At 66.2% G+C, this 25313-nt stretch carries 22 protein-coding genes; 9 read left to right on the forward strand and 13 right to left on the reverse strand.

From position 1 onward, the window contains the following. Positions 1 to 5: 5 nt before the first annotated feature. Genes ABZ720_RS13165 through ABZ720_RS13195 form a run of 7 tightly spaced genes read right to left on the reverse strand, consistent with a single transcriptional unit; the run spans position 6 to position 7288 of the window. A complete protein-coding gene (locus ABZ720_RS13165) occupies positions 6 to 884 on the reverse strand; it encodes a phytoene/squalene synthase family protein (RefSeq protein ID WP_366555984.1) in 879 nt (292 codons plus the stop codon). Positions 885 to 887: 3 nt separating this feature from the next. After that, positions 888 to 1550 (reverse strand): SMC-Scp complex subunit ScpB, encoded by a 663-nt coding sequence (gene scpB, locus ABZ720_RS13170; protein ID WP_366555985.1) that lies wholly within the window; start codon positions 1548 to 1550, stop codon positions 888 to 890. After that, on the reverse strand, positions 1547 to 2359 hold the full coding sequence (locus tag ABZ720_RS13175) for a segregation and condensation protein A (protein WP_366555986.1): 813 nt from the start codon (positions 2357 to 2359) through the stop codon (positions 1547 to 1549). Before ABZ720_RS13175 ends, scpB begins: the two co-directional genes overlap by 4 nt. After that, positions 2356 to 3357, reverse strand: coding sequence for a beta-N-acetylhexosaminidase (gene nagZ, locus ABZ720_RS13180; protein ID WP_366555987.1), 1002 nt, complete (start codon positions 3355 to 3357; stop codon positions 2356 to 2358). Before nagZ ends, ABZ720_RS13175 begins: the two co-directional genes overlap by 4 nt. 35 nt (positions 3358 to 3392) lie before the next feature. Next, on the reverse strand, positions 3393 to 4370 hold the full coding sequence (locus tag ABZ720_RS13185; protein WP_366555988.1) for an SPOR domain-containing protein: 978 nt from the start codon (positions 4368 to 4370) through the stop codon (positions 3393 to 3395). Beyond that, positions 4370 to 6124 (reverse strand): arginine--tRNA ligase, encoded by a 1755-nt coding sequence (argS, locus tag ABZ720_RS13190; protein WP_366555989.1) that lies wholly within the window; start codon positions 6122 to 6124, stop codon positions 4370 to 4372. Before argS ends, ABZ720_RS13185 begins: the two co-directional genes overlap by 1 nt. A 3-nt stretch (positions 6125 to 6127) precedes the next feature. Further along, complete coding sequence (locus ABZ720_RS13195) at positions 6128 to 7288, reverse strand: deoxyguanosinetriphosphate triphosphohydrolase (RefSeq protein ID WP_366555990.1); 1161 nt, start codon at positions 7286 to 7288, stop codon at positions 6128 to 6130. A gap of 69 nt (positions 7289 to 7357) precedes the next feature. Between ABZ720_RS13195 and ABZ720_RS13200 the strand changes: the two genes are divergently transcribed. The 3 genes from ABZ720_RS13200 (at position 7358) to ABZ720_RS13210 (ending at position 9041) form a co-directional block, all read left to right on the forward strand. Beyond that, complete coding sequence (locus tag ABZ720_RS13200) at positions 7358 to 7927, forward strand: DNA-3-methyladenine glycosylase I (protein WP_366555991.1); 570 nt, start codon at positions 7358 to 7360, stop codon at positions 7925 to 7927. Between the two features lie 150 nt (positions 7928 to 8077). Continuing rightward, the gene (purC, locus tag ABZ720_RS13205) at positions 8078 to 8839 is read left to right on the forward strand and encodes a phosphoribosylaminoimidazolesuccinocarboxamide synthase (protein ID WP_366555992.1); all 762 of its coding nucleotides are present in this window, start codon (positions 8078 to 8080) and stop codon (positions 8837 to 8839) included. Positions 8840 to 8852: 13 nt separating this feature from the next. Continuing rightward, positions 8853 to 9041 (forward strand): hypothetical protein, encoded by a 189-nt coding sequence (locus tag ABZ720_RS13210; protein ID WP_366555993.1) that lies wholly within the window; start codon positions 8853 to 8855, stop codon positions 9039 to 9041. Between the two features lie 43 nt (positions 9042 to 9084). On the opposite strand, the gene ABZ720_RS13215 is transcribed toward ABZ720_RS13210, so the two are convergent. Continuing rightward, positions 9085 to 9378 (reverse strand): hypothetical protein, encoded by a 294-nt coding sequence (locus ABZ720_RS13215; RefSeq protein WP_366555994.1) that lies wholly within the window; start codon positions 9376 to 9378, stop codon positions 9085 to 9087. A 597-nt stretch (positions 9379 to 9975) separates the two neighbouring features. Here ABZ720_RS13215 and ABZ720_RS13220 point away from each other — a divergent pair. The 5 genes from ABZ720_RS13220 (at position 9976) to ABZ720_RS13240 (ending at position 15504) form a co-directional block, all read left to right on the forward strand. Then, complete coding sequence (locus tag ABZ720_RS13220; protein ID WP_366555995.1) at positions 9976 to 10482, forward strand: RNA polymerase sigma factor; 507 nt, start codon at positions 9976 to 9978, stop codon at positions 10480 to 10482. Further along, entirely contained in the window at positions 10479 to 11351 is an 873-nt protein-coding gene (locus ABZ720_RS13225) for an anti-sigma factor family protein (protein WP_366555996.1), read from the forward strand. Before ABZ720_RS13220 ends, ABZ720_RS13225 begins: the two co-directional genes overlap by 4 nt. A 153-nt stretch (positions 11352 to 11504) precedes the next feature. Beyond that, positions 11505 to 13001 (forward strand): succinate-semialdehyde dehydrogenase, encoded by a 1497-nt coding sequence (locus ABZ720_RS13230; protein WP_366555997.1) that lies wholly within the window; start codon positions 11505 to 11507, stop codon positions 12999 to 13001. A 23-nt stretch (positions 13002 to 13024) separates the two neighbouring features. Next, positions 13025 to 14443: an aminotransferase gene (locus tag ABZ720_RS13235; protein ID WP_366555998.1), complete on the forward strand. Its 1419-nt coding sequence runs from the start codon at positions 13025 to 13027 to the stop codon at positions 14441 to 14443. A gap of 74 nt (positions 14444 to 14517) precedes the next feature. Continuing rightward, positions 14518 to 15504 carry a cyclodeaminase gene (locus ABZ720_RS13240; protein ID WP_366555999.1) on the forward strand — a complete coding sequence of 329 codons (987 nt, stop codon included), beginning with the start codon at positions 14518 to 14520 and terminating at the stop codon, positions 15502 to 15504. Positions 15505 to 15513: 9 nt separating this feature from the next. Here the strand turns inward: ABZ720_RS13240 and mfd are convergent, their stop codons facing one another. Further along, positions 15514 to 19017, reverse strand: a complete 3504-nt coding sequence (gene mfd, locus ABZ720_RS13245; RefSeq protein WP_366556000.1) for a transcription-repair coupling factor — start codon at positions 19015 to 19017, stop codon at positions 15514 to 15516. A gap of 7 nt (positions 19018 to 19024) precedes the next feature. Further along, positions 19025 to 19315, reverse strand: coding sequence for an FAD assembly factor SdhE (locus ABZ720_RS13250; protein ID WP_366556001.1), 291 nt, complete (start codon positions 19313 to 19315; stop codon positions 19025 to 19027). Between the two features lie 75 nt (positions 19316 to 19390). Between ABZ720_RS13250 and recG the strand changes: the two genes are divergently transcribed. After that, positions 19391 to 21472: an ATP-dependent DNA helicase RecG gene (gene recG / locus ABZ720_RS13255; RefSeq protein ID WP_366556002.1), complete on the forward strand. Its 2082-nt coding sequence runs from the start codon at positions 19391 to 19393 to the stop codon at positions 21470 to 21472. A 5-nt stretch (positions 21473 to 21477) separates the two neighbouring features. Here the strand turns inward: recG and ABZ720_RS13260 are convergent, their stop codons facing one another. The 3 genes from ABZ720_RS13260 to ABZ720_RS13270 form a co-directional block, all read right to left on the reverse strand. After that, the gene (locus ABZ720_RS13260; protein WP_366556003.1) at positions 21478 to 22545 is read right to left on the reverse strand and encodes a hypothetical protein; all 1068 of its coding nucleotides are present in this window, start codon (positions 22543 to 22545) and stop codon (positions 21478 to 21480) included. A 142-nt stretch (positions 22546 to 22687) separates the two neighbouring features. Beyond that, positions 22688 to 23800, reverse strand: coding sequence for a helix-turn-helix transcriptional regulator (locus ABZ720_RS13265; RefSeq protein WP_366556004.1), 1113 nt, complete (start codon positions 23798 to 23800; stop codon positions 22688 to 22690). Between the two features lie 92 nt (positions 23801 to 23892). Next, positions 23893 to 25089, reverse strand: coding sequence for an MFS transporter (locus ABZ720_RS13270; protein ID WP_366556005.1), 1197 nt, complete (start codon positions 25087 to 25089; stop codon positions 23893 to 23895). Positions 25090 to 25313: the final 224 nt, after the last annotated feature.

The following is a 25313-nucleotide window of genomic DNA, read 5'->3' on the forward strand; positions in this document are numbered from 1 at the left end:
TGGGCCTACCAGCGTCCGCGCCAGGACAGCCAGACCAGGCGCGGCATGCGGCTTGGGGGCGACAGGCCGACGCGTGGATCGAAGGGGTCATAGTCGGCGGCGGACAGGCGCTTGAGATAGAGCCGGGCCAGGCTGCCGTGCAGCAATACCGGTTTGGCCGACCGCGCATCCGGAACGAGTTTCGCGGCTTCGGACAGATGTTCTTCGGCGCGCTGGGCCAGGCGCATGGCGACCCCTGACAGGGCCTCCTGCGGCCGCAGCTCGAAGAGGTCTCGCCGGTTCACACCCGCGACACTGAGGTGGTCTTCCGGCAGATGGATACGCTTCTGCGCGGCGTGAAAGGGCACCGCGCGCAGCAGGCCGACGCTGGCGTAAGCGATACCGACATGCCGCGCAGCGCGATGGAGCACTTCGTGCTGCTCCGCGGGCAGCCCCATCAATTCCAGAGCGGCCCACAGGAGCTCCGCCCCCGTGGCTTCGGCGTAGCTCTCGAAGGCGGCCAGGTCCGCCGGCGATTCCCCCGTGAGGTCCACCTCTCGAGCATCGACGAGCCGCTCCAGACGCTCCCGTGAGAGGCGTCCTTCCTGCGCGGGGTCGCGCAGAGCCTGGATGACGTAGTGCTCCCGCGGCGCGGCACCAAACAGGCCCTCGACCGATTCACGCCACCACTGCAAACGGATCTGGCCGATGATGGCCTCACTGACCACTTCCGAGGTCTTGGCCACTTCGTGGTTGAAGGCAAAGAGCCCCTGCAGTTCGTCACGCAGCCCGGGCGGGGCAAAGAGACTCAGCAGATAGCGGTCATGGTCATAGTGGCGCAATTCCTGGGCAGCGGCGCTCAGGCGTCCCCTTTCGCTTCTCCCCTCGCGACGGTCCGATGACACGGCCTAGCCCTCATCCGCGCTGTCTGCGGGCAGCAGAGATTCGCCGAAGTCCTCTTCCAATCGATCCGCCGCCTCCTCCTCTTCACGCTCGGCCGGCGGCAACAGTCCGCGCTCGCCGAGCGAGGTGATGGCCGGACGGGTATCCAGTAGCCCGGCGGCCTTCAATTCCTCCACACCCGGCAGGTCCTTCAAGTTCTCCAGGCCGAAGTGATCGAGAAACGCCGGGGTCGTTCCCCAGGTCAGGGGACGCCCGGGAGTCTGACGCCGCCCGCGCGGCTTCACCCAGCCCGCTTCCAGCAGTGTGTCGAGGGTGCCCTTCGACAGCGCGACGCCGCGCACCTCTTCGATCTCGGCCCGGGTCACCGGCTGGTGATAGGCGATAATCGCCAGCGTATCCACGGCCGCCCGGGAAAGCTTGCGGCGCACCTCGCGTTGCAGCGTCATCAACTCGGCCAGATCGGCCGCGGTCCGGAAGGCCCAGCGGCCGTCGCTCTGTTCCAGCACCACGCCGCGATTGGCATAGAGCGTCCGCAGTTCGTCGAGCAGTGCCTCCAAGGAGACGTCTTCAGGGAAGTAGCGCGCCAGATCCCGGAGGCTGCGCGGCTCGGCGGAGGCGAAAAGCAGGGCTTCGAGCAGGCGCAGATGCTGGAAGCGATCACCGGTCACGAAGCCTCTCCCGACCCCTCCCCGCTCCCGGCCTTGCGGCCCCGCAGGCGAATGGGACCGAAGGTCGAGCTTTGCTGGATCTCCGCCTTGCCGTCCCGGCACAGCTCCAGTCCGGCAACCAGGGTGCTGGCCACCGCAGAGCGCCATTCCAATCCGTCGCGCAGGTCCGGTGGCAGGAAGGTTGTGAGATCGCGCCATTCCGGCATGTGGCCAAGCAGCCTGGAAAGGCGGCGAACCGCTTCCTCAACGGAATAGAGGTTCCAGTGCAGGATGCGCAGACCCGGGGCCCCGGACTGTCGGCTCTTCAGGGCACCGTAGGCGGAAAGCAGGTCATAGAGCGAGACCTCGAAGATCGGCCGGGTCGTCTCGCTCTGCGTTTCCGGTGCTCCCCGCGCGAAACGCTGCTGGCCCAGTTGCGGTCGCTCGATCAGCGCGGCGCCGTGATCCTGCATCGCCTGCAGCCGCTGCAGATGGAAGCGCAGCGCGGCCGCCATCTCGGCGCCGCTCGGGCGCTCTTCCTCGCTCTCGGGCTCCGGCAGCAGCAGCTTCGACTTGAGATAGGCGAGCCAGGCGGCCATCACGAGATAGTCGGCGGCCAGCTCCAGGCGCAGCCGTCGCGCTTCGCGCACGAAGGTCAGGTACTGCTCCGCCAGCGCCAGGATGGATATGCGGGTCAGGTCGACCTTCTGCTCGCGGGCCAACTGCAGCAACACGTCCAGAGGCCCTTCGAAGCTGCCAAGATCGACCACGAGGCCATCACCGCGTGGCGGGTCTGTCTTGCTGTCCTCGGCAAAGACCTCAGCACTCATGCCGCGGCTTTCAGCAATCGCCCCAGTTCATCCAGCCCCTCATCCCGATCAAACGGCTCGGGGCTCCGCACGGCGGCGCTGGCCCGGGCAAAGCGCGCCTGGCAGGGCGCTGTCATAGCCTCCACTACACCCGCCACTTCCTGCATTTCCGCCCGGTCACCGCTGCAATGCAGCACGAGATCGCAGCCCGCCGCCAGCGAGGCTGCCGCACGCTCAGCCTGGGTTCCGGCAAGCGCTTCCATGGTGATGTCATCGCTCACCAAGAGGCCGTCGAAGCCGATTTCCTGGCGGATGACCTCCTCGATGATCCGCGGAGACTGGGTCGCAGGGCGTTCGGCATCCAAGTCGCTGTAGACGATATGCGCGGTCATGCCCCAGTGCTCGTCGGCCAGGGCCTGGAAGGGTACGAAATCGGTCCTGGCGAGCTCCTCGCGGGCCGTTTCCACCCGCGGCAGGGAAAGATGGCTGTCGACGGTGGCCCGGCCATGACCGGGCATGTGCTTGACCACCGGCGAGACACCACCGGCCCGCAGCCCCGAACAGGCGGCCTGCCCAAGTGCAGACACCAGGGCGGCATCGCTGCCGAAGGAGCGATCACCGATCACGCTATGGGATTGCGGGTGCAGCAGGTCAACGCAGGGCAGGCAGTCCACGTCCAGGCCGAGGGGAAGCAGCGTCTCCGCGATCAGCCTTGCCTGCAGCCACACACTGCGCTGCGCCGCCTCCGGGTCCGCCAGCGCGAGCGCGCCGTGCCGCCCCATGGGGGGAAGGTCGGGCCAGTGCGGCGGGCGCAGGCGCTGCACGCGCCCGCCCTCCTGATCGATGAGGATCGGTGCATCCGCACGGCCCACCGCCTCACGCAGCGCCTGGGTCAGCGCCCGAATCTGTTCCGGCGTCTCGACATTGCGCCGGAACAGAATGAAGCCCAAGGGGTCGGCATCGCGAAAAAAGGCGCGCTCCCAGTCGGACAGGCTCGGCCCGCTGGTTCCGAACAGCACCGCGCGCGGCGCATTCCCCCTGTTCCCCTGCCCACTCATCGGGCACGCACCAGGCAGTCTTGCTGCGCGGCCTGCAAGCGGGCACAGAGCTGGTCAGCACTTTCGCGTGTCGGCACAGGGCCGGCCTGCAGGCGATAGAAGGTGCCGCGCTCGCCCAGGTCGGCTTCTTCCACCTGCAAGGTCAGGTCGCCCAACACCTCGGGATGCCGCTCCTGCATCCGGGACCATTCCCGCTCAATGGCGTCGCGGTTGCCCACGGAGGCCAACTGGATCACGAATCCCCCCGAAGCCGGTGCTGCTGCCTGCTCTGCCGCGGGCTCCTCCTGCTCGACAGTCACAGCAGGCTCCTCGGTCTCGTCAGCCGCATCTTCGGTTACGGACGCTTCAGGGGACGTCTCCTCCTCCGCTGGCGCCTCTGCGATCTCGCTCACCATGGAATCCAGCGAAAGCGGTTCGTCGGCAACTTGAGCTGGCGCAGTGGCGGTTTCCTCCCCTTCCGGCGCTTCCTCAGCCGAGACATCCGCTTCCTCACCGGTCCCATCGATTGCAGGACCCGCCTGTCCGGCCTCGGTGGCCTGCGTGGCGGTTTCGCTTTCCGGTTCCGGGGGACGCGGCTCTTCCGGCGGCGGCAGAAGGCGCTCCACACCCTCCTCCGAGCGCTCACCCGGGTTCAGGACCAGGCTGTCCTGATAGGGAACCTCCATGCCACCCGGGGACTCCGGCCGTTCCTTCTCGGGCGTGCCGGGCGCCGTAACAAGCGGCAGCTCCTCGGGGTCGGGATCACTTGTGCCCCAGGTGTAGGCATAGACCACCAGCGCCCCGAATCCGAGCAGCACCAGTCCAGCCAGGGCCACGCGCAGCGGACCAATGCGGCGCCGGCGCCGCTCAGGCTCGGGCTCCTCGTCCGGATAGTGGTCATGTGCATAGGCCGTGCTGCGTTGGCGATAGGCGGGATCGCCGCGCAGCTCGATGGGAGGCCCATCGTCCCAGTGGTTGCGGCCGTCGGACGGCATCAGCGCATCTCCTCCACCGGCTCAACGCCGAAAATCAGCAATCCGGAGGCAATCACGGCGGCCATGCCTTGCAGCAGGGCCAGGCGGGCTCCCGTGAGCTCCGGATCTTCCGGTACCAGAAAGCGCAGCGTCGTGTCTTCCTTGCCCTTCGTCCAGAGTCCATGAAAGGCCGCTGCCACTTCGTGCAGATAGAAGGCAATGCGGTGCGGCTCGTAGGCTTCCGCCGCACTCTCCACCAGGCGCGGCCAACCGGACATCAGCTTGATGAGCGCAACCTCGCTGGGATCCGTCAGGCGATGCAGCGGCCCCTCGGCCAGGGCACGCGGATCCCGATCGATTGCCGGAAATGCCTCAGTGGCGTGACGCAACACGGAGTGCGCACGGGCATGGGCGTACTGAACATAGAAGACCGGGTTATCCTTCGACTGCTCCAGCACCTTTTCGAGATCGAAGTCCAACGGCGCGTCCGGCTTGCGGGTCAGCATCATGAAACGCAGCACGTCCTTGCCGACCTCCTCCACCACCTCGCGCAGAGTGATGAAGTTGCCGGAGCGCTTCGACATCTTCAATTCCTCGCCGCCGCGCATCAGGCGCACGAGCTGGCATAGCACCACGTGGAGCTTGCCTTCTTCGTTGGTCAGGGCCGCCACGGCCGCCTTCATGCGCTTGACGTAGCCACCATGGTCGGCGCCCCAGACCTGCAGCATGGTGGGATAGCCGCGGCGATACTTGTCGAGATGGTTCGCCATGTCGTTGGCGAAATAGGTCCAGGAACCGTCGGACTTGCGGATCGGACGGTCGGTGTCGTCGCCGTAGGCGGTGGCGCGGAAGAGCGTCTGCGGCCGCGGCTCCCAGTCCTCCGGCGCCTTGCCCTTGGGCGGCTCCAGTACGCCGGTATAGATCAGGTCGCGCGCCTGCAGTGTCTCAATCACGGCATCCACGGCGCCGGCTTCGACCAGGGCGCGCTCGGAGACGAAGAGGTCGTGCTCGATGCCGATGGCCTGCAGGTCGGCGCGCACCAGACCCATCATCGCGTCGATGGCGAAGGCGCGCACTTCCGGCAGCCACTCTTCCTCGGGGCGGTCGAGCCACCTCTCCCCGTCGCGCCCAGCCAGGGCGGCACCCACGTCCTTGAGATACTCTCCCGGATAGAGGCCGGGCGGAATCTCCGCGATGGTCTCGCCCAGCGCTTCGCGGTAGCGCAGGTAGGCCGACCGGGCCAGTGTGTCCACTTGGCCTCCGGCATCATTGACGTAGTACTCGCGCAGCACCCTGTAGCCGGCCTTCTCCAATAGCGAGGCCAGGGCATCTCCCACCACGGCGCCGCGGGCATGCCCGACCGTCAGTGGACCGGTGGGATTGGCGGAGACATATTCGACGTTCACGGCCGCATCACGGCCCATGTCACTGGAACCGAAGTCCGAACCCGCGCGCAGGATGCCGGCGAGCTGGCGATACCAGACGTCATCACTGAGGCGCAGGTTGATGAACCCCGGCCCGGCGATCTCGACACTCTCCACACCCTCGAGGCGGCGCAGTTCTTCCGCCAGCATCTCGGCCACATCGCGGGGCTTACGGCCCGCCGGCTTGGCCAGAACCATTGCCGCATTGGTGGCCAGGTCACCGTGGCTCGGATCGCGCGGCGGCTCGACAGTCACCCGCGAGAAATCGAGGCCCTCGGGCAGATTTTCGGCGGCCACCAGTGCTTCAAGTTGATCCCGAACGATGACCTGAAAGTCTTTGAAGAGATTCATTCTTTATAACCGGAGATAGGGGTTGAAGAGTTTCTCATGGGATTCCAGTGCGTAGCGATCGGTCATGCCTGCGACATAGTCCGCGACAACACGCGCCTGTGCCGATTGCGCCGGGGCGGCTTCGACCTCCAAGCGCCACTCATCCGGCAGGAGGTTGGGTTCCGCCAGATAGATATCGAACAGCTGGCGCAGCACGCGTCGTGCCTTGGAGGTGAGGCGGTTCACCCGATAGTGGCGGTACATCCGCGCAAACTGGAACTTCCGGACCGGGCGTAGCTTCTCCTGCACCTCCGCCGAAAAGGCAATGAGCGGGCGTCCCGCCTGACGCAGTTCATCGACCGAGGCAGGCTTGTCCTCGGCCAGCCGCCTGCGGCTTTCCTGCAAGAGGTCGTCCACCATGACACCGATGAGTTCGCGCACCGCAGCGTGGATCTGCCGTGCCCGCTCGACGCCAGGGTAGGTCTGTTCCACACGGGCCAAGACCTCCCCCACCAGTGGCAAGGTCCGACACTCTTCGACCGTAAAAAGCCCGGCGCGCAGGCCGTCGTCCAGATCGTGATTCACGTAGGCGATGTCATCAGCCAGTGCAGCCACCTGTGCCTCGGCGCTGGCGTGGCCGCCGAGTTCCAGCGACCATTGCGCATCGAAATCTGCGATCGTCGGGCGCGGCCGGCCGACCGGGCCGTTGTGCTTTGCCAAGCCTTCCAGGCTTTCCCAGGTCAGGTTGAGGCCGTCGAAGTTGGGGTAGCGCTCCTCCAGATGCGTGACCACACGAAAGGTCTGCTCGTTGTGGTCAAAACCGCCGTGAGGCTCCATCGCCGCCTTCAGGGCATCCTCGCCTGCATGTCCGAAGGGCGTGTGGCCCAGATCGTGGGCCAGCGCGATGGCCTCGGCCAGGTCCTCATCCAGCTGCAAGGCCCGCGCCACCGAGCGCGCAATCTGCGCCACCTCCAGCGAGTGTGTCAGGCGGGTGCGGTAGTAGTCCCCTTCGTGATAGACGAAGACCTGGGTCTTGTACTGCAACTTGCGGAAAGCCCCGGCGTGGATGATGCGATCCCGGTCACGCTGAAAGGCGCTGCGAGTCGCACTGGGTGACTCATCCACCAGACGACCGCGGCTGTGCGCGGCGTGGCAGGCATAGGGAGCAAGTGAGGAAGTGGACATGACGTTGCGGACACTACGCCAAGGCACCGCAAGCGGCAATCGGCGCTGCACCCGGACCGGGCCATCTTCATGAAGGTTTCGACCCGCCACCCCGACGGTCGCCCGCGCTGTGCATGGGTCACCGACGATGCGCTCTACCGCGCCTATCACGACGAGGAGTGGGGACGGCCGGCGCATGATGGGCGAAGGCTGTATGAAATGCTCAGTCTCGAAAGCTTCCAGGCTGGGCTTTCGTGGCTCACCATCCTGCGCAAGCGACCGGCTTTCCGTTCCGCCTTCGCCGGCTTTCAACCAGAAACGGTGGCTGCCTTCGGCGAGGAGGACATCGTTCGTCTGCTCAACAACCCGGGCATCGTGCGGCACCGCGGCAAGATCGAAGCAACCATCTCAGGTGCCCGGGCCTGGCTGGAGATCGAGTCTTCGCATCCAGGCGGCTTTTCCGCCTTCATCTGGGAACACCGGCCTGCGGCCCCCCATCGCTCCGGGGACGGCAGCGGTCTGCAGGAAGCCACGCAACTCAGTCGTCGCCTGAAGCAGAGCGGCTTTCGCTTCGTCGGCCCGACCATCACCCACTCCTTCATGCAGGCTGCCGGACTGGTGCAGGATCACGACGGGGCCTGTTTCTTGCGTGAGGACTGAAGGGGTGGGGCCTTCTCAGGTCCCGGCGGTGCCGTTGTTCGCCGCTGGCCCGACTGTTATATAGCGAAGAGCCACCTACCCTCACGGCGCGAGCCCGTTCCTCCCAGCCGAAACCCGCGGCCTGGCCGCTGCCTCTCCCGGACGAAGAAGATGCGACGCAAAAGGATCTACGAAGGCAAAGCCAAAGTTCTATTCGAGGGCCCGGAACCGGGCACCCTCGTGCAGTACTTCAAGGACGATGCCACGGCCTTCAATAACCAGAAGAAGGGCACGATCACCGGCAAGGGCGTGTTGAACAACCGCATCTCCGAGTACCTCATGATGCGGCTCGAGAGCATCGGCATACCCACCCACTTCGTCCGGCGCCTGAACATGCGCGAGCAACTGGTTCGCGAGGTTGAGATCATCCCGCTGGAAGTGGTCGTGCGCAACGTGGCCGCGGGATCGCTCTCCAAACGCCTGGGCATCGAGGAAGGCACCGCCCTGCCCCGCTCCATCGTTGAATACTATTTCAAGAATGATGCCCTGGGAGACCCCTTGGTCACCGAGGAGCACATCACCTGCTTCAACTGGGCCGGACCGCAGGATCTCGACGAGATGATGCAGATGGCGCTGCGAGTGAACGACTTCCTGACCGGGCTGTTCCTGGGCGTCGGCATCAAGCTGGTGGACTTCAAGCTCGAGTTCGGGCGTCTCTGGGAGGAAGACCAGATGCGCATCGTCCTCGCGGACGAGATCAGCCCCGACAGCTGCCGCCTCTGGGACATCAAGACCAACGAGAAGCTCGACAAGGATCGCTTCCGCCGCGACCTGGGCAAGGTCGAGGAAGCCTATCAGGAGATCGCCCGACGCCTGGGCGTGCTGCCTGAAGCGGGGCCGCTGGACATGCAGGGCCCCAAGGTCATGCAGTAGGGCGGACTCCATCATGCGCGGCCCGCTGCTCGCCCTGGCCGCCGGCCTGATCTTCGTCGCCGGCACGGCGGCACTGGTCCTGGATTTCAGCCGCGGTCTCGATCTGGGCCACGATCCGCGCTTTCTCGGTCCCCTGGCATTCATCCTTATCGGCGCTGGCCTCTTGATCGGCTTCTTCCTCTGGATGCGCCGCAAGCGTTGAAGCCGCGGCAATCAGTACCGAGTTCACCAAGCAGGATTCCTGATCAGTCGAGCCAGAGAGAGTCCGGATGTGCTGGCCGACGCTCTTGCCGCAGGCGGGCCACCGCCTCGGCGGCCGTCTGAGCGTTAAGGCGCGCCCGCGCTGCCGCTTCGGCCGCCGCTCGCGCAGCGGCCTGAGCCTCGGAAGTGCCCAGAAGGCGCGCCCGATCCTGTGCAGCCCCCGCAGCCCAGGCGGCCGCTTCCGCAGCGTTCTCTGCTCGTGCCGCCGCCAGCGCTGCGGATGCCGGATCATTGGCGATGCCCGCCTCGACGGCCGCCTCGGCGGCAGCTGTTGCCATGGCCCGCGCCTGGCTTGCTTCGGGGATCGCCTCTGCCGCGCCATCGGGTGCCACTGTGCGACCCAGGGCCGGGGAAGCACCGCGCTCGGGCACGGTTTCGGAGGCGCTGGTATCCGGGTTCAGCCGACCCGCCGCGATGCTTCGAGCATTAGACAGGCTCAGGCTCCCGCCGATTGGGGTCGCATAGAGTTCGGCTGATTGCACAACAGCAGGCCCCAGGTTCCCGGGCCCGATGGCGGCGCCACGGTCAGGGTCCACGACCAGGCAAGCGATGCCGCCTGCGACCAACACTCCCATGCGGCGCGCGACGCGGAGGCACCGGGGCCTGCAGCCGATTCCAAGCATTCTTCCCCCTTGCCTTCGACCTTGCCGGAAGGATCACGCCGCACCGCCCTGACCCGACGGTGTCTGCCACGCATCAGGAAGAGGCATGGCTCTGCTCTCACCGCGAGCCGCTGCTTTATAGAGCGTGGGGAACGCTCGCCTATTCCAGAAGACCACCCACTCGAAAGAGCGCTGCGCCGCTCCTTTCGAGCAGACCCCTGGCCACCGAAGCAGCGGGATACTCTCCGGCGTGCAAGCGACAGGAGGGCGGTTTTGGGCGATCCTGCAGAGAGACTCACAGAAGAAGTGCGCGGCCTGAGGCGCTATGCCCTGGCCCTGACTGGCAGCACCGCCGACGCGGACGATCTGGTTCAGGAGAGTCTGCAACGCGTACTGGCTGCATTGCGCAAGGGTGCAAAGGTGAACAACCTGCACGGCTACCTTTACTCGGTGGCGCACAACACCTGGATGGAGCAGCGTGCCCGTCCCTCCGGGGCCTTCGCGCATCTATCCCTGGAGGACCTGGACATGCAGCTTCCGCTGGCCGCCAACCAGCCGGCCCGCGCGGAATGGCACGCCATGGCCCAGGCACTTCAGGCTCTGCCACGAGAGCAGCGCGAGGTCCTGCTGCTGATCGGGCTCGAGGGTTTTTCCTACAAGGAAGCCGCCACCCTGCTGTCCGTTCCCATCGGCACCGTCATGTCCCGCTTGAGCCGGGCACGGGTGGCGTTGCGACGCGCGCTGGAAGGCAAAAGGACTCACCAGCGGAGAGCGCAATGAAGGAGCGTTTCCGCCTTCTGCCCGGCGGGCAGCAACTCGGCGAAGCGCAGATTCTGGCCTATGTGGATGGGCAACTGCCGCCGCGCGAACGGGCCGAGGTGGAAAGTGCCCTCGCAACGGATCCGCAGGCGGCAGAACAGGCGGAAGCCTATCAGGCGCAAAACCGCCTGCTGCACAGCACCTTCTCCGGCCGACATCTCCCCCCACCGCCGCCAACCGTCGAGGATCTGACTCAGGCAATCGTTGACACGCGTGCCTCCAAGCCGAGGCGGCCCGTGCCTCTGCAAGCGGCGGGCTTTCTCCTAGCCACGTTGCTCGGGGTCCTGGGATCACAGGTCTGGGAGGAACGCGATGAGCTGATGGATCTTGCATTCTTCCAGGAGCAGGCCTCCCTTCCGCTGCTCGGCGCCTTCGAGGACTGGAACGAAGGTCCGGCACAGCCCCTGCATCTGCGCTCCCAGGATCTTCCAAGCATTGCCCCCTTGTCGGCCGCCGACGCCATTCCCGATTCCCGTGGCCGGGCGCCGGATTTGCGCAGCGAAGGGCTGGAACTGATCGCAGCGCGCCTGCTACCAGGCCGACAGGCCGGTGCCATGGAACTGATTTACGAAACCCCCGAGCGCGCCCGGGTCTCGCTCTACTTCGGGCCAGCGCGCGAACGCGGGAACCCCCGCTTCTCGCTGCTGCAGGAAGGCGCCATGACACTGCTCTTCTGGCATCAGCAGGGCCGCAGCTTCGGTCTGGTCAGCGAGCTCGGTCGCGATAAGCTCCTCGCCATCGGCAGCGCCGTGCAAGCCGCCTGGCGCCATCAGCCTGCGCCGGCCACCGACCTTCACGGTACAGCCGATTCCCCCGACCCCCTCCTCTGATCGCAGATATCTCGACCATAGCCGCAGAATCCTCGGTTGTTCCGTGTGCTAGTCGCATTTTCTTCGTCATAGCCGCATTCGTTCAACAGCACTCGCGGCGCGTCCCGGGCTAGCTTGCGCCAGAATGAGGCGATCGCTCGAGGAGAGGACACCATGGCGTTGGACGCACACCAAACCCAGGGGCTTGGCATCGACGGGCAGCAGCGCCCCGCGTTGCTGCGGGAAGACGCCTGGCTGGAAGGGCGTTGGACCGGCGCCGACGGCGATGGTCGCATCGAGGTCACCAATCCTGCCAATGGCTCACTGCTGGGCACAATCCCGGATATGGGCGCCGCCGAAACCGGGCGCGCCATTGAAGCGGCCGCAGCAGCCTGGCCGGCCTGGCGCGGGCGCCTCGCCAAGGACCGAGCTGCGATCCTGCGCCGCTGGGCCGACCTGATGGCCGAGAACCGCGAGGAACTGGCGCGGCTGATGACCCTGGAGCAGGGCAAACCTGTGGCGGAATCGCGTGGCGAGATCGACTATGCCGCCTCCTTCCTCGAGTGGTTCGGGGAGGAGGCCAAGCGGATGTACGGCGAGACGATTCCTTCCCACCTGCCCGGCAGCAAGATGATCGTCACCCGGGAGCCCATCGGGGTCACCGCGGCGATCACCCCCTGGAACTTTCCCGCGGCCATGATCACCCGCAAGGCCGGCGCCGCGCTGGCGGCCGGCTGCCCCATGATCGTGCGTCCGGCAACAGAAACCCCCTACTCGGCTCTGGCTCTCGCGGTCCTGGCCGAAGAGGCCGGAGTACCGGGCGGCGTCTTCCAGGTGCTCACCGGTTCCTCCCGGGCAATCGGCGCGGTGCTGCTGGAATCGCCCACGGTGCGGGCGCTCTCCTTCACCGGATCGACCGAAGTTGGGCGCAAACTCTTTGCCGACTCGGCCGACAGCATCAAGAAGCTGTCGCTGGAGCTTGGCGGCCATGCCCCCTTCCTCGTCTTTGACGATGCAGACCTGGATACGGCCGTCCAGGGCGCGCTTGGCGCCAAGTTCGCCACCAGCGGCCAGGACTGCCTGGCGGTAAATCGCCTGTTCGTCCAGGACAGCATCTACGACGCCTTCGTGGAGCGCTATGCCGCCGCGGTGGCCTCGTTGAAGGTGGGTCCGGGGCTCGAGGAGGGTATCGACATCGGCCCCCTGATGAACGAGGCCGCGGTGGCCAAGTGCGAAGCCCATGTGGCCGATGCCGTGGAGAAGGGTGCGCGGCTGCTGGTTGGTGGCCGACGCCACCGGCTCGGCGGCACCTACTTCGAGCCGACCCTGCTCGCCGATGTCACCGAGTCCATGGCGATTTTCCGTGAGGAGACCTTCGGCCCCGTAGCGCCCGTGCTGCGCTTCCACGAGGAGGCGGAAGCTGTCGCCCGGGCCAACGATACGATCTACGGCCTGGCGGCCTACCTCTACAGCCGCGACGTGGGGCGTGTTTGCCGCGTGGCCGATGCCCTGCAGTACGGCATGGTCGGCGCAAATACGCCAAAATTCACCGGCGCCTCCATCCCCTTCGGCGGCATGAAGCAGTCCGGATTGGGTCGGGAAGGCTCGCGCCACGGCCTCGATGACTACAGCGAAATCAAATACCTCTGCCTCGGCGGCCTAGGCGCCTGAGGACGCAGCAAGGAGCAACTGTCATGAACCAATCAGCCCGCAACATCAGCCTGGAGGAGATGGACCGCCGTTCCGTGCTCCACCCCTTCACCGTGCTGCGCGACCATGCCAGCGGCAAGCTGGGTGACCCGCGCATCGTCGAAAGCGGCAAGGGCGTGTTCATCAAGGACCGCAAGGGCACCGAGTTGCTGGACGGCTTCGCCGGGCTCTACTGCGTGAACATCGGCTATGGCCGCACGGAAGTGGCCGATGCCATCGCGGAACAGGCGCACAAGCTGGCCTACTATCACAGCTACGCCGGGCATTCTTCGGAACCGCTGATCCGCCTGTCCGACCGGTTGGTTTCCATGGCGCCGGGCGACATGAGCAAGGTTTTCTATGGCCTCTCGGGCTCGGACGCCAATGAGACCAACGTCAAGCTCGTCTGGTACTATCACAACCTCAAGGGCCAGCCTGCCAAGAAGAAGATCATCAGCCGGGACCGCGGCTATCACGGCTGCTCCATCATCTCCGGCGGCCTGACGGGTCTCAGCTTCTATCACAATGCCTTTGACCTGCCGACGGGTCCGATCCGCCACACCGGCGTGCCGCACTATTACTGGGGCGCAAACGAGGGCGAGAGCGAAGCCGAGTTCGTCGCCCGACGGGCGCGCGAGCTGGAAGAGCTGATCCTGGCCGAGGGGCCGGAGACCGTGGGCGCTTTCATCGGCGAGCCGGTGCTGGGCACCGGCGGCATCATCCCGCCGCCCGAGGGCTACTGGCAGGCCATCCAGGCCGTGCTGAAGAAGTACGACGTGCTGCTGATTGCCGACGAGGTGGTCTGCGGTTTCGGCCGCACGGGAGCCGGCTTTGGCTGCGACAAGTACGGCATCGAGCCGGACCTGATCACCATCGCCAAGGGCCTGACCAGCGCCTATGTGCCGCTTTCCGGCTCCATCATCTCGCGCCGTGTCTACGAGGTGATGGAAACGGCGGCCGACAGCCTCGGCGCCTTTTCCCATGGCTACACCTATTCGGGACATCCGTTGGGTGCCGCCGCGGCCATGGCCACGCTCGACATCGTCGAGAAGGAGGATCTGGCCGGCAATGCCGAGCGCACCGGTGCGCACTTCCAGCAGAGGCTCAAGGACGCCTTTGCGGACCACCCGCTGGTGGGCGAGGTGCGCGGTGTGGGCCTGCTGGGGGCCGTCGAGTTCGTCGCCGACCGCGAAAAGAAGGAGCGCTTCGAGGGTGCGCTCAAGGTCGGTGCGCGCGTCTCCGCTGCGGCGCTCGGGGAAGGCTTGATCGCCCGGGCGATGCCGCATGGCGACATTCTCGGCTTTGCACCGCCGCTGGTCATCACGCCGTCCGAAGTCGACGACATGGTTGCCCGGGCACGCCGTGCGGTCGATAAGGTCACCGATGAACTGGTGCGCGACGGGCATTGGCAGGCGAAGGCCTGACACGCGCCGCATAAGCTAGAGGTTCTTCACCCCGCCGCAGTGTATTGGCGGGGTGAAGCCTTGGGAGGCAGGGAATGACCATCAGGATCCTGACGGCAGGCGAACTGCGTTCCTGCGTCGACATCGACCGGGAAGCCATGGAGACGGTGGCGACCGGCTTTCGCGGTCTGGGCGAAGGCCGCGCGGTGATGCCGCCGATCCTGCGGCTCGACGTGGAGGACGCCAACGGCGAGATGGACGTGAAGACTGCCTACGTCCCTGGCCTCGATTCCTTCGCGCTGAAGGTCTCCACCGGCTTTTTCGACAACCACAAGCTGGGCCTGCCCTCCCTGTCCGGCATGATGACGCTAATCTCAGCGCACACCGGGCGCGTGGAGGCGGTGCTGCTCGACAACGGTTACCTGACGGACGTGCGCACGGCTCTGGCCGGCGCCATTGCCGCCGACACCCTGGCCCGCCGCGATGCCAAGGTGGCCGGCATCTTCGGCACAGGCCTGCAGGCGCGGCTGCAGTTGCGTGCGCTGGTCCTCGTGCGCCCCATCGAGCGCGCCCTGATCTGGGGCCGCGATGCGGAAAAGGCCGCGGCCTGCGCGCAGGAGATGACAGCGAGCCTGGGCATCCCGGTGGCGGCCTGCGCCGAGGGCAGCGCGGTTTGCGCCGAAGCCGACATTCTCGTGACCACCACTCCGGCCCGCACCCCCATCCTGCAGGCAAAATGGCTCCGGCCCGGCCAGCATATGACCGCCATGGGTTCCGACGCCGAGGGCAAGAACGAGGTCGACCCGCAGGTCCTGGCGCGCGCCGAGCGGCTGGTGGTCGACCGCGTTTCGCAGTGCGCCCGGCTGGGCGAACTGCACTACGCCCTGAAGGCCGGACTGGTGGAGGAGTCGCAGGCCGTTGAACTTGGCGACATTCTCGTCGGCAAGGCCGAGGGGCGCCGCTCTGACGAAGAGATCACCTTCTGCGATCTCACCGGCACCGGTGTGCAGGACACGGCCATTGCGCTCTTCGCCCACCGCCGCGCCCAGGAACGCGGCCTGGGCACGGCGATAGAGGCTTAACCGAACAGCTTAAGCCGCCTGCTTCGCCTTGTTGGAGAGCTGCGCCAGTTGATCCATCAGCTGGCGCACCCCGCGCATCCGGGCCTTGGCGCTGTCCCATTCGCGGCGGTAGACCAGCTTGCCGTCGGGGCGAAGCTGAACCTTGCCCTTCTGGCGCTGGATGAACTGCACCAGCGGCGCGGGATCGGCGATGGCTTCCTCCCGGAAGGTCAGCACTGCCCCCTTGGGCCCGGCATCCACCCGCTCGACGCCCGCATCCCGGCAAAGACGTTTTACCGCAATGATTTGCAGGAGGTTCTCAACCTCATCCGGCAAAGGCCCGAAGCGGTCGATCAGCTCGGCGGCAAAGGCATCGATCTCCGCCCGGTCCACCAGCGTCGACAGGCGGCGGTAGAGGCCCAGGCGCAGATGCAGGTCGGCCACATAGCTGTCCGGGATCAGCACCGCCGTGCCCAGGTTGATCGTCGGGGTCCAGGTGGTCTCGCCACCAGCAGCGGCCTGCGCGGTACCGCCACCGCCTTCCGAGCGGGCGCGGGCCTCTGCGACCGCTTCTTCCAGCAGCTGCTGATAGAGTTCGATACCCACTTCCTTGACGTGGCCCGACTGTTCTTCGCCCAGCAGGTTGCCGGCCCCGCGGATGTCCATGTCGTGGCTGGCCAGGGTGAAGCCGGCGCCCAGGCTGTCGAGGGTCTGCATAACATCCAGGCGCTTCTGCGCCGCGGGGGTGAGGATGCGTCCCTGCGGCAGCGTCAGGTAGGCATAGCCCCGCTGCTTGGCCCGGCCGACACGCCCGCGCAGCTGATAGAGCTGCGAGAGGCCGAACATGTCCGCCCGGTGAATGATCAGGGTGTTGGCGGTGGGAATATCCAGGCCGGATTCCACGATGTTGGTCGAGAGCAGCACATCGAAACGGCGCTCGACGAAGCCGGCCATCACCGCTTCCAGCGCGCTGGCCGAGAGCTTGCCGTGGGCGACGGCGATCTTCACCTCCGGCACCAGCTTGCGCAGCCGCTCCTCAAGCGCCCCGAGATCCTCCAGGCGCGGCGCCACGTAGAAGACTTGCCCGCCGCGAAAATGCTCGCGCAGGATGGCCTCGCGCACGATGACCGAATCGTAGGGCAACACGAAGGTGCGCACCGCAAGTCGGTCGACCGGCGGCGTGGCGATCAGGCTCATCTCCTTCACGCCGCTCATGGCCAGCTGCAGGGTGCGCGGGATCGGCGTGGCGGTGAGGGTGAGCACATGCACGTCGGCGCGCAGCGCCTTCAGCCGCTCCTTCTGCTTCACCCCGAAATGCTGCTCCTCGTCGACGATCAGCAAGCCCAGGTCGCTGAACTTGATCGACTGGGAGAGCAGCGCGTGGGTTCCGATCACGATGTCGAGCTGCCCCTTGGTCAGTTCATCGCGCGTGGCCGCCGCCTCTTTGCTGCTGGCCAGGCGCGAGAGCTGTCCGATGCGCAGCGGCAGGCCGGCAAAGCGTTCGCGGAAGCTGGCATAGTGCTGGCGCGCCAGCAGCGTGGTGGGCACCACGACGGCCACCTGCTTGCCGGTCATCGCAACCACGAAGGCCGCTCGTAGCGCCACTTCCGTCTTGCCGAAACCCACATCGCCACACACCAGGCGGTCCATGGGCTTTCCGCTGGCCAGATCCTCCATCACGTCGGCGATGGCGCGCAGCTGGTCTTCGGTTTCGGGATAGGGAAAACGTGCCGCAAACTCCTCGTAGAGGCCTTCCTGCGGGATGATCTCCTCAGCCTGTTTCAGGGCACGCTCGGCTGCCACCCGCATGAGCTGCTCGGCGGCCTCCTGGATGCGTTCCTTGACCTTGGCCTTGCGCGCCTGCCAGTTGCCCTGCCCCAGCCGATCCAGTTCTACCACGCCGTCCTGGGAGCCGTAGCGGGAGAGAACCTCGATGTTCTCCACCGGCACATAGAGCTTGTCGTTGCCGTGATAGACCACGCGCAGGCAGTCGTGGGCTGCACCCCCGACGTCCAGGGTCTCCAGGCCCTCGTAACGGCCGATGCCGTGGTCCACATGCACCACGTGATCGCCCTCCTCCAGGCTGGAGACCTCGGTGAGGAAGTTGTCGGAACGACGGCGCTTGCGGGTGGCTCGAGCAATGCGCTCTCCCAGCACATCCGATTCGGTGAGCAGCGACAGGCCGTCGTGGGTGAAACCGCGCTCCAGCGCCAGGGTGACGAGCGCAACACTTCCCGCCGGCTGTGCCTGGGCTTCGGCCCAATCTGAGACCGTGCTCAGCCCTTCCAGTCCGTGCTCGCCGAGCAGTCCGCCCAGGCGATCGCGCGCGCCGTCGCTGTAGGCCGCCAGCAGCACCCAGCGCCCGGCTTTGCGCTCACCCTCAATCCAGGCGCAGACCGCCTCGAAGGCCTTGCCTTCCGAGGTCGCCCGTTCGGCTGCGAAGTCCGGTGCGCGCCGTCCACCGGCATCGGCATGGCCCTCGGCCTCCTCCGGCAGATCGAAGGGTGTGAACTCCGCATAGGCACGCGCGGAAAGCTGCGCCTCCCACTCCTCCTTCGACAGGTACAGCTGTTCCGGCGGCAGGGCGTTGTAGGCGCTGCCTTCCGCCAGATCGGCCCGTGCGAGCTGCACCCGTGCCTGATGGAAGTCGGCAATTTGTTCCAGGCGCGTATCGCGCACCGCCTCAGCCTGATGATCCAGGGTGATCGGTGCATCGCCAATATAGTCGAAGAGCGTTTCCAGCCCGTCATGGAACAGTGGCAGCCAGTGCTCCATGCCCGGATGCGGGCGGCCCTCGCTGACCGAGGCGTAGAGCGGGTCATCCCCCTGCACCGCTCCGAAAGCCGCACGATAGCCGGTGCGAAAGCGCGCGATCGACTCCTCGTCCAGCACGGCCTCGCTGACCGGCAGCAGCGACAGGCGCTCTGCCGGGCCGGTCGAGAGCTGGGTCAGCGGGTCGAAACACCGCAGCGACTCCAGCTCATCGCCGAAGAAGTCCAGACGCAGGGGCTCGTCGCTGCCTGGCGGGAAAAGGTCGAAGATGCCGCCGCGCAGCGCATACTCCCCCGGCTCACCCACCGTGCCCACACGTTGGTAGCCGTTCTGCGCCAGGAAGGCTGTCAGGCTCTCCGGCTCCAACCGATCCCCGGCGGCGGCCACGAGCGCGCGCCCCTCGAAATGGCTGCGCGGCGGCACGCGCTGCAGCAGGGCATTGACCGTCGTGAGAACCAAGCCGGCAAAGCCGCCGTCGCGCAAACGCGCCAGAGTGGCCAGACGTCGAGCAACGATGTCCCGGTGCGGGCTGACCCGGTCGTAGGGCAGGCAGTCCCAGGCCGGGAAGGTCAGGATCTTCAGGTCCGGCGCAAAGAAAGCCAGCGCCTCCTGGAGCTGGGCCATGCGGGCGTCGTCGCGACAGACATGCACCTGCAGACCCGGCCGGCTTGCCGCCTCGGCGAGCAGCAGGGCATCGAGACCTTCCGGCGCATTCGCCACCCGACGGCTGCCGGGCGAGCTCAGCAGTTCTTTGAGAAACACGCTATTTTCAGCCGCTTTGAGGTGTAAACTTGAAGTCCTGCATCATCTTCATGATGTCGGTGTCGTACTCTGGCGGCGGAACATCGCGCCCGATGATCCAACCGTAGAGATCGGGGTCGGGCGCGCGCAGCAGGGCCTCCAGCCGCTCCAACTGCGCGGAATCAAGGCGCTCGATATGGCGATCGGCAAAACCGCCGACGAGCATATCCATCTCGCGCGTGCCCCGATGCCAGCAGCGCCACCGCAGCTGTTTGCGGCGAATTTCCGTCGACGTGCCTTGGGAGGTGCCTTGGCTCATGCTTTCCTTCCTCGCTCGGAGATAGGATATAGGCCGAACGCCCCGAACTGTCATTCCCAACCCGCCGGATGATTCGTGCGACCTGATATCCTCAATCCCCTCTTTGCGGAGATCACGACGCTCCCCGGCGTGGGACCGCGGCTGGCGAAGCTTTTTGAGCGGCTGGCGGGGCCGCGGGTGAGCGATCTCTGCTGGCACCTGCCCAGCAGCTTGATCGACCGCCGCTACCGGCCCAGCCTGGCCGAGGCCGTTCCTGGACGCATCGCGACCGTGAAGGTCCGGGTGATGGCCTATCAGGCGCCGCACTCGCCCAAAGGGCCGTGGAAAGTGCTCTGCACCGACGGGACGCGGGACATCGAGCTGGTCTACTTTCACGCCAAGCAGGATTGGCTGCGCAAGCTCCTGCCCGACGGGGCCTGGTGCGTGGTCAGCGGCAAGCTGGAAAGCTACAACGACCGCCTGCAGATGAATCATCCCGACCACGTGGTGCCGGCCGATGAGGATCACACTCTGCCGGCGGTAGAGGCGGTCTATCCGCTGACCGGCGGACTGGGCCAGCGCGTGGTGCAGAAGGCCATCCAGGCGGCTGTGGCCCGCGCACCCGTACTGCCGGAATGGCATGACGCCTCCATCCTGAAGGCCCGCAAATGGCCGGACTGGCGCAGCGCACTAGAGGCAGCCCATCACCCGGAGACGGAAGCCGACCTGCTGCCGGAAGCGCCGGCGCGCCAAAGACTCGCCTACGACGAACTGCTGGCCAATCAACTGGCGCTGTCGCTGATCCGCCTGAAGCAGAAGCGTGCCGCCGGCCGCAGCCAGAAGGGCGATGGGCATCTGGTGGAGGCCGCGCTTCAGGCCCTGCTCTTCCCGCTGACCGGGTCGCAACGCACAGCCTTTGCCGAGATCGCCGCCGACATGGCCGAGCCGCACCGCATGCTGCGTCTGCTTCAGGGCGACGTGGGCAGCGGCAAGACCGTGGTGGCACTGCTCGCCATGCTGACCGCGGTCGAGGCTGGGCAGCAGGCGGCGCTCATGGCCCCGACGGAGATTCTGGCGCGCCAGCACTTCAACACCATCGCGCCCCTGGCCACTGCGGCGGGCATCGGGATCGAACTCCTCACCGGCCGCGACAAGGGCGCGGCGCGCAAGCGCGCGCTGGAACGCCTCGCCCACGGACGCGCGCTGCTGGCGATCGGCACCCACGCCCTGTTCCAGGACGATGTCCTGTTTCGCGACCTCGGTCTGGCGGTGATCGACGAACAGCATCGCTTCGGCGTGCATCAGCGCCTGCAGCTTGCGGCCAAGGGCAAGGGCGTGGATGTGCTGGTCATGACCGCAACGCCGATTCCGCGCACCCTGGTGCTGACCGCCTACGGCGACATGGAAGTCTCGCGCTTAACGGAAAAGCCCGCCGGCCGGCAGCCCGTGGACACGCGCACCCTGCCGCTGGAGCGGCTCTCGGAGGTGGTCGGGGCCGTCGGGCGGGCCATCGAGCAGGGCGCCAAGGTCTATTGGGTCTGCCCACTGGTGGAGGAGTCCGAGGCGGTCGACCTGGCGGACGCCGAGGCCCGCTACGGCGCGCTGACCGAACGCTTCCCCGGCCGCGTGGCCCTGGTGCATGGACGCATGAAGGGGCCGGAGAAGGATCGGGCGATGCAGGCCTTCGCCGAGGGCCCTGCCGATATCCTGGTCGCCACCACGGTCATCGAGGTGGGCGTCGACGTGCCGGCTGCCACGGTCATGGTGATCGAGCAGGCCGAGCGCTTCGGACTGGCGCAGTTGCACCAGCTTCGCGGACGGATCGGCCGCGGCGGCGGGCGCTCGACCTGCCTGCTGCTCTACCGACCGCCGCTGGGCGAGACGGCGCACGAGCGACTGAAGATCCTGCGCGAAAGCGATGACGGCTTCCGCATTGCAGAGGAGGATCTGCGCCTGCGCGGCGCCGGCGACGTCCTGGGCACCCAGCAGTCAGGCCTGCCGCGCTTTCGCCTGGCTGACTTGGCCGAGCACGCGGAGCTGCTGCCCATGGCCCGCGATCACGCCCGCCTGATCCTGGAGCGCGACCCCGATCTGCAAGGCGATCGGGGTCCGGCACTCAGAACCCTGCTCTATCTCTTCGAACGCGACGCGGCCGTGCGCTACCTGCGATCAGGCTGAACTACCTACCGGACGGCCGCTGCCTGCTGGATGGCGGGCAACAGGCCCGGCGCCTGCAGGCTCGACGTTTGCGCCGATCCTTCGCAAGCCTCAGCGGGTGCCTCTTTCCCGTACTGGAAACAGGTCCGACTGGCGTCTGACGGATAGCCTTCCACAAACTCCACCGGATGCGCCACCATCCAACCGTGGTTCTTTCCATCCACCGTGGTGAACTCCTGGAAGAGACTTTTTCCCGCATATGTTGTCGCCTTCATCAGCGACGGGGTTACATATTCATGGATTATCGTGAGAAGGCGAGGCGGTTCCGACGGGTTATCATAGGTGTAGAGTATCTGAAGGTGCTGCCCCACAGGCTCCCCGTTCTCGTAGTGCAGCATCGAATGCGCAATGTTCTGCGTATTTGATTGCAGTGACTCAATGCGCATGTCCGATACCCTGTCGAGCAGCATGGCCCCTTCGAAACGGCGATCGCGCATCTCCCCTTCGAGGCGCTGCCGCTCTGCGTGCCGGGAAACGAATGTTGCGCTGTTGACTGAGTACTCCCAATTTGTCACCGCCACAAAATCACCCTCCGGTGCACCTTCCTCGCACTCACCCTCCAGCAGCGCCGCTTCGCGCTGCAAGGGCTGCATGCGCGCACCCGTCCCCTCAAACGAGGCTGCGAAGTCCTCATAACCCGACTCGGAAAGTCGATGCACGAGCAGAAGCTCGACATCGCGCCCCAGAGCACAATCGCGCGCATCAAAGCTTGAGACATGCCCGTCAACATCCGCGACAAACACCGTGTGCCGGGCGATCAACTGTGCCTGCATCGCGCTCAACTCGCCATCGGCCAGCGCGGGATGATCCTGCATGGTTGGGTTGGTGGAGGGTGCCATTGCTGTATCCATTTCATCGAACACGCCCATGGCCTCCATCGGCTCCATCGCGATGAGGGCGAGTGGAAAGGCAACCGGACCGGCGGCCATCATGGCGCCGGCGCAGCCCGTAAGCAGTACGCCGCAAACGAGCGCCCCCGCTCCACTCAGCGCACGCCGTGCCCGCGAGCTACCAGCCCCCAACTCTTTTGCCATTCTCCTGATTCCTTCGCTCTTGTCTGCGCACGCCTCTCAGGGGCGCGTTCGTCACTGATGACGCAGAAAAGGGATAGTGGCCTCCCCCGTTTGGGGGAGGCGGAGCGTCAGGAGGAGATTCTTCTCTCGTCGTTGAGAACACTCAGAAGGAGATGGCTGCCGCCCGATGAACCAGCACGATAAGCTCCGACTGCCGGTTCGTGTCCGTCTTGCTGAATACGACCTTGAGGTGACCACGCGCTGTTTCCCTCGTAATCCCGAGACTGTCAGCCGCCTCGGCGAGGCTGGCGCCGCGCCCCAGTTCAAGCGCCAAGGCTGCTTCTCGCACCGTGAGGTTGAAGAGGCTGGCGAGCAGTGCGCTCTTTGGCGTCGGCCGCTTGTCCAAATCGACAAGCAGCAGCAGCACCTTGCCGAAGAAGAAGGGGCTCGCGGCCTCGGCCGGAATGGGCAGCACCTCGACCAGTAGCGGACGGCCGAGCGGCCGCTCGACGACAACTGCGGCGTCGGGCTGCGGACCCAGCCTCAGGCAGCGGTGCAGAAGGTCCTGCAGGCTCCTGTTCGCCGAAGCAGATTGCGCATAGACCGCCCTATTCCGGATCCCGATACCGTTGCCGAGGAGGCGTTCTGCACTGCGGTTTGCGCCCATCACCCAACCGCGGGCATCCACCAGGATGCCGCCGTTCCCGAGCGCATCCAGCACCTCCAGTCCGCCGCGGCCCGCCGCCGTGCAGAGCTTTTCCGCTAGCGTGACCGACTGCGCGAGGTGGCCGGTCAGTTGCAGGAAGAGTTGGCGTTCCTGCTCGCTGAAGGCTTCCTGGCGTTCGGAGCGGGACAGCGACAGGACATACTGCTGCTCATGAGTCCGGAAGGTGATGCCGGCCCACCAGAGCATCCCGTGGCGGCGGTAGAGATCCTGGTAGAGGGGGTGCTTCTCATGCTCGTCAGGGCGGATGATGTCCTGTTCCAGAACAACCGGCTGACCCCGGTCCACCAGCGGCCAGCCGCGCTCGGCACGTATATCGCGCTCGTACCAGCCGTCGCGCACAAAGGCCTGCAGGAAATCTTCCATGCCGGGCGTGCTGGGCAGGTTGATTGTGTTGTGCGCCGCCACTCTGGGAACCGTCACAGCCGAGTAGGCTCCCAGGGAACTGCAGAGGTCGCTCAGGCCTTCCTGCCAGAGATCGGCACTGAAACCGGCCGTGTATATCTTGTCCACTGCCGTTGCGACCGACTTGGGCAAGTCCTGTAGGCCCACCGTCCTCCCCCCCCCCTCCGCCTGCTCTTTTGTTGAGCTTACCCCGTTATGCCGGGATTGGCAGCAGAAAGCGGCAGGCAGTGAGAGTCAGATCACGCCTTCTGCACGGCCCGGCCGCCCACCAGAACCCAGAGCACCGCACCCGCTGCCAGGAGGATGGCCGGTAGGGTTACCAGGTTGAGCCACTCCCAGCCGATACCGTCGAAGAGCGCGCCGGAACTGAAGGCCGTGAGCGCGACGGTGCCGAAGACGCAGAACTCGTTGAGGCCCTGGGCCTTGGCCTGCTCCTCGGGCCGATAGGTCTCGGTCAGCAGGGTGGAACCGCCGATGAAGAGGAAGTTCCAGCCCACGCCCAGGAGGATAAGGCCGAGGGCGAAGTTCATCACCTCGATTCCCGTGAGCGCCATGACGATGCAACCGAGCAGCAGCACGGCCCCGGCCAGAAGCACCTTGGGCAGCCCGACCCGCGCGATCAGCGAACCGGTGAAGAAGGACGGCAGGTACATGCCGAGCACATGGAGCTGGATGACCAGCGCCGCCGTTTCGAAGGGATGCCCGCAGGCGACCATGGCCAGCGGCGTCGAGACCATCACCAGGTTCATGGTGCCATAGGCGACCATGCCGCAGAGCACCGCGACGATATAGCGGGGCTGTCTCGCAATGGTGAGCAGGGGCCGGCCCGAGGCGCCGCGCACACGCGCCGGCGGTCGGGGAATGCGGATGAACTGCAGCACCAGGAGACTGGCGAGGCCCAGCACCGTGATCGCCGCATAGCCGCCCGCGAAGGTCACGGGTGCGAAAAGGTCCCGCGTCTGCTTCGCCGTCTCCGGCCCGGCGATGGCGGCCAGAACCCCGCCCGCAAGCACAAGCGAGATTGCCCGGCTCTTGAACTTGTCGCTCGCCGTGTCGGCGGCCGCAAAGCGGTAGTACATGGAAAAGGCGCTGAAGCTGCCCAGCAGGAAGGATCCGATGGACAGCATGGTGAAGTCCGCCCGGAACACCGCCCAGGCGCAGAGCGTCCCGCCCACCATTCCCATGCAGGCCCCCAGCGAGAAGCCGGCGCGGCGCCCGAAACGCTGCATGAAGAAGGACGCGGGGATCGTGGTGACCAGGACCCCGAGGAACTGCAAGGCCAGCGGCAGGGTCGCCAGTGAGGGCTTGGCGGCGATCATGCTGCCGACCAGGGCCGAGATGGTCATCTGCAGCGACAGGCAGGTCATCGCCAGCGCCTGACAGAAGGCCAGCAGCGCGACGTTGCGAACCGAAGGGTCTTTGAAGTCGATGGACATGATCACCGGAGCGGGCTGACATGGGAGCAGCCGAAGGCGCCCCGAGGGGGCGCTCGATCGACTGGCGGCGTTGTGTGCCGCCAGAGCCTAGCCACTCAGCCCAATCGGTCCAGCGCCAAGTTCTACTAGTGTCCCGACTCAGAAGTTTGACGGCCTCAAGCTCGACTCAATCGTAGCGGATTCTGTCTGACTCTTCTGCCTTTGGAGGGTCTGAGATGAGGGGT

Source organism: Aquibaculum sediminis (assembly GCF_040712085.1).
Lineage (GTDB): Bacteria > Pseudomonadota > Alphaproteobacteria > Kiloniellales > DSM-21159 > Aquibaculum > Aquibaculum sediminis.

Excerpts from the sequence above, each read along its gene's own strand:
- argS (WP_366555989.1), bottom strand. The coding sequence starts at position 6,124 with ATGAATCTCTTCAAAGACTTTCAGGTCATCGTTCGGGATCAACTTGAA.
- purC (WP_366555992.1), top strand. The coding sequence starts at position 8,078 with ATGCGACGCAAAAGGATCTACGAAGGCAAAGCCAAAGTTCTATTCGAG.
- ABZ720_RS13200 (WP_366555991.1), top strand. The coding sequence starts at position 7,358 with ATGAAGGTTTCGACCCGCCACCCCGACGGTCGCCCGCGCTGTGCATGG.
- ABZ720_RS13175 (WP_366555986.1), bottom strand. The coding sequence starts at position 2,359 with ATGAGTGCTGAGGTCTTTGCCGAGGACAGCAAGACAGACCCGCCACGC.
- ABZ720_RS13270 (WP_366556005.1), bottom strand. The coding sequence starts at position 25,089 with ATGTCCATCGACTTCAAAGACCCTTCGGTTCGCAACGTCGCGCTGCTG.
- ABZ720_RS13250 (WP_366556001.1), bottom strand. The coding sequence starts at position 19,315 with ATGAGCCAAGGCACCTCCCAAGGCACGTCGACGGAAATTCGCCGCAAA.
- ABZ720_RS13230 (WP_366555997.1), top strand. The coding sequence starts at position 11,505 with ATGGCGTTGGACGCACACCAAACCCAGGGGCTTGGCATCGACGGGCAG.
- ABZ720_RS13240 (WP_366555999.1), top strand. The coding sequence starts at position 14,518 with ATGACCATCAGGATCCTGACGGCAGGCGAACTGCGTTCCTGCGTCGAC.
- ABZ720_RS13225 (WP_366555996.1), top strand. The coding sequence starts at position 10,479 with ATGAAGGAGCGTTTCCGCCTTCTGCCCGGCGGGCAGCAACTCGGCGAA.
- ABZ720_RS13185 (WP_366555988.1), bottom strand. The coding sequence starts at position 4,370 with ATGCCGTCCGACGGCCGCAACCACTGGGACGATGGGCCTCCCATCGAG.
- ABZ720_RS13235 (WP_366555998.1), top strand. The coding sequence starts at position 13,025 with ATGAACCAATCAGCCCGCAACATCAGCCTGGAGGAGATGGACCGCCGT.
- ABZ720_RS13195 (WP_366555990.1), bottom strand. The coding sequence starts at position 7,288 with ATGTCCACTTCCTCACTTGCTCCCTATGCCTGCCACGCCGCGCACAGC.
- ABZ720_RS13215 (WP_366555994.1), bottom strand. The coding sequence starts at position 9,378 with ATGGCAACAGCTGCCGCCGAGGCGGCCGTCGAGGCGGGCATCGCCAAT.
- ABZ720_RS13260 (WP_366556003.1), bottom strand. The coding sequence starts at position 22,545 with ATGGCAAAAGAGTTGGGGGCTGGTAGCTCGCGGGCACGGCGTGCGCTG.
- ABZ720_RS13210 (WP_366555993.1), top strand. The coding sequence starts at position 8,853 with ATGCGCGGCCCGCTGCTCGCCCTGGCCGCCGGCCTGATCTTCGTCGCC.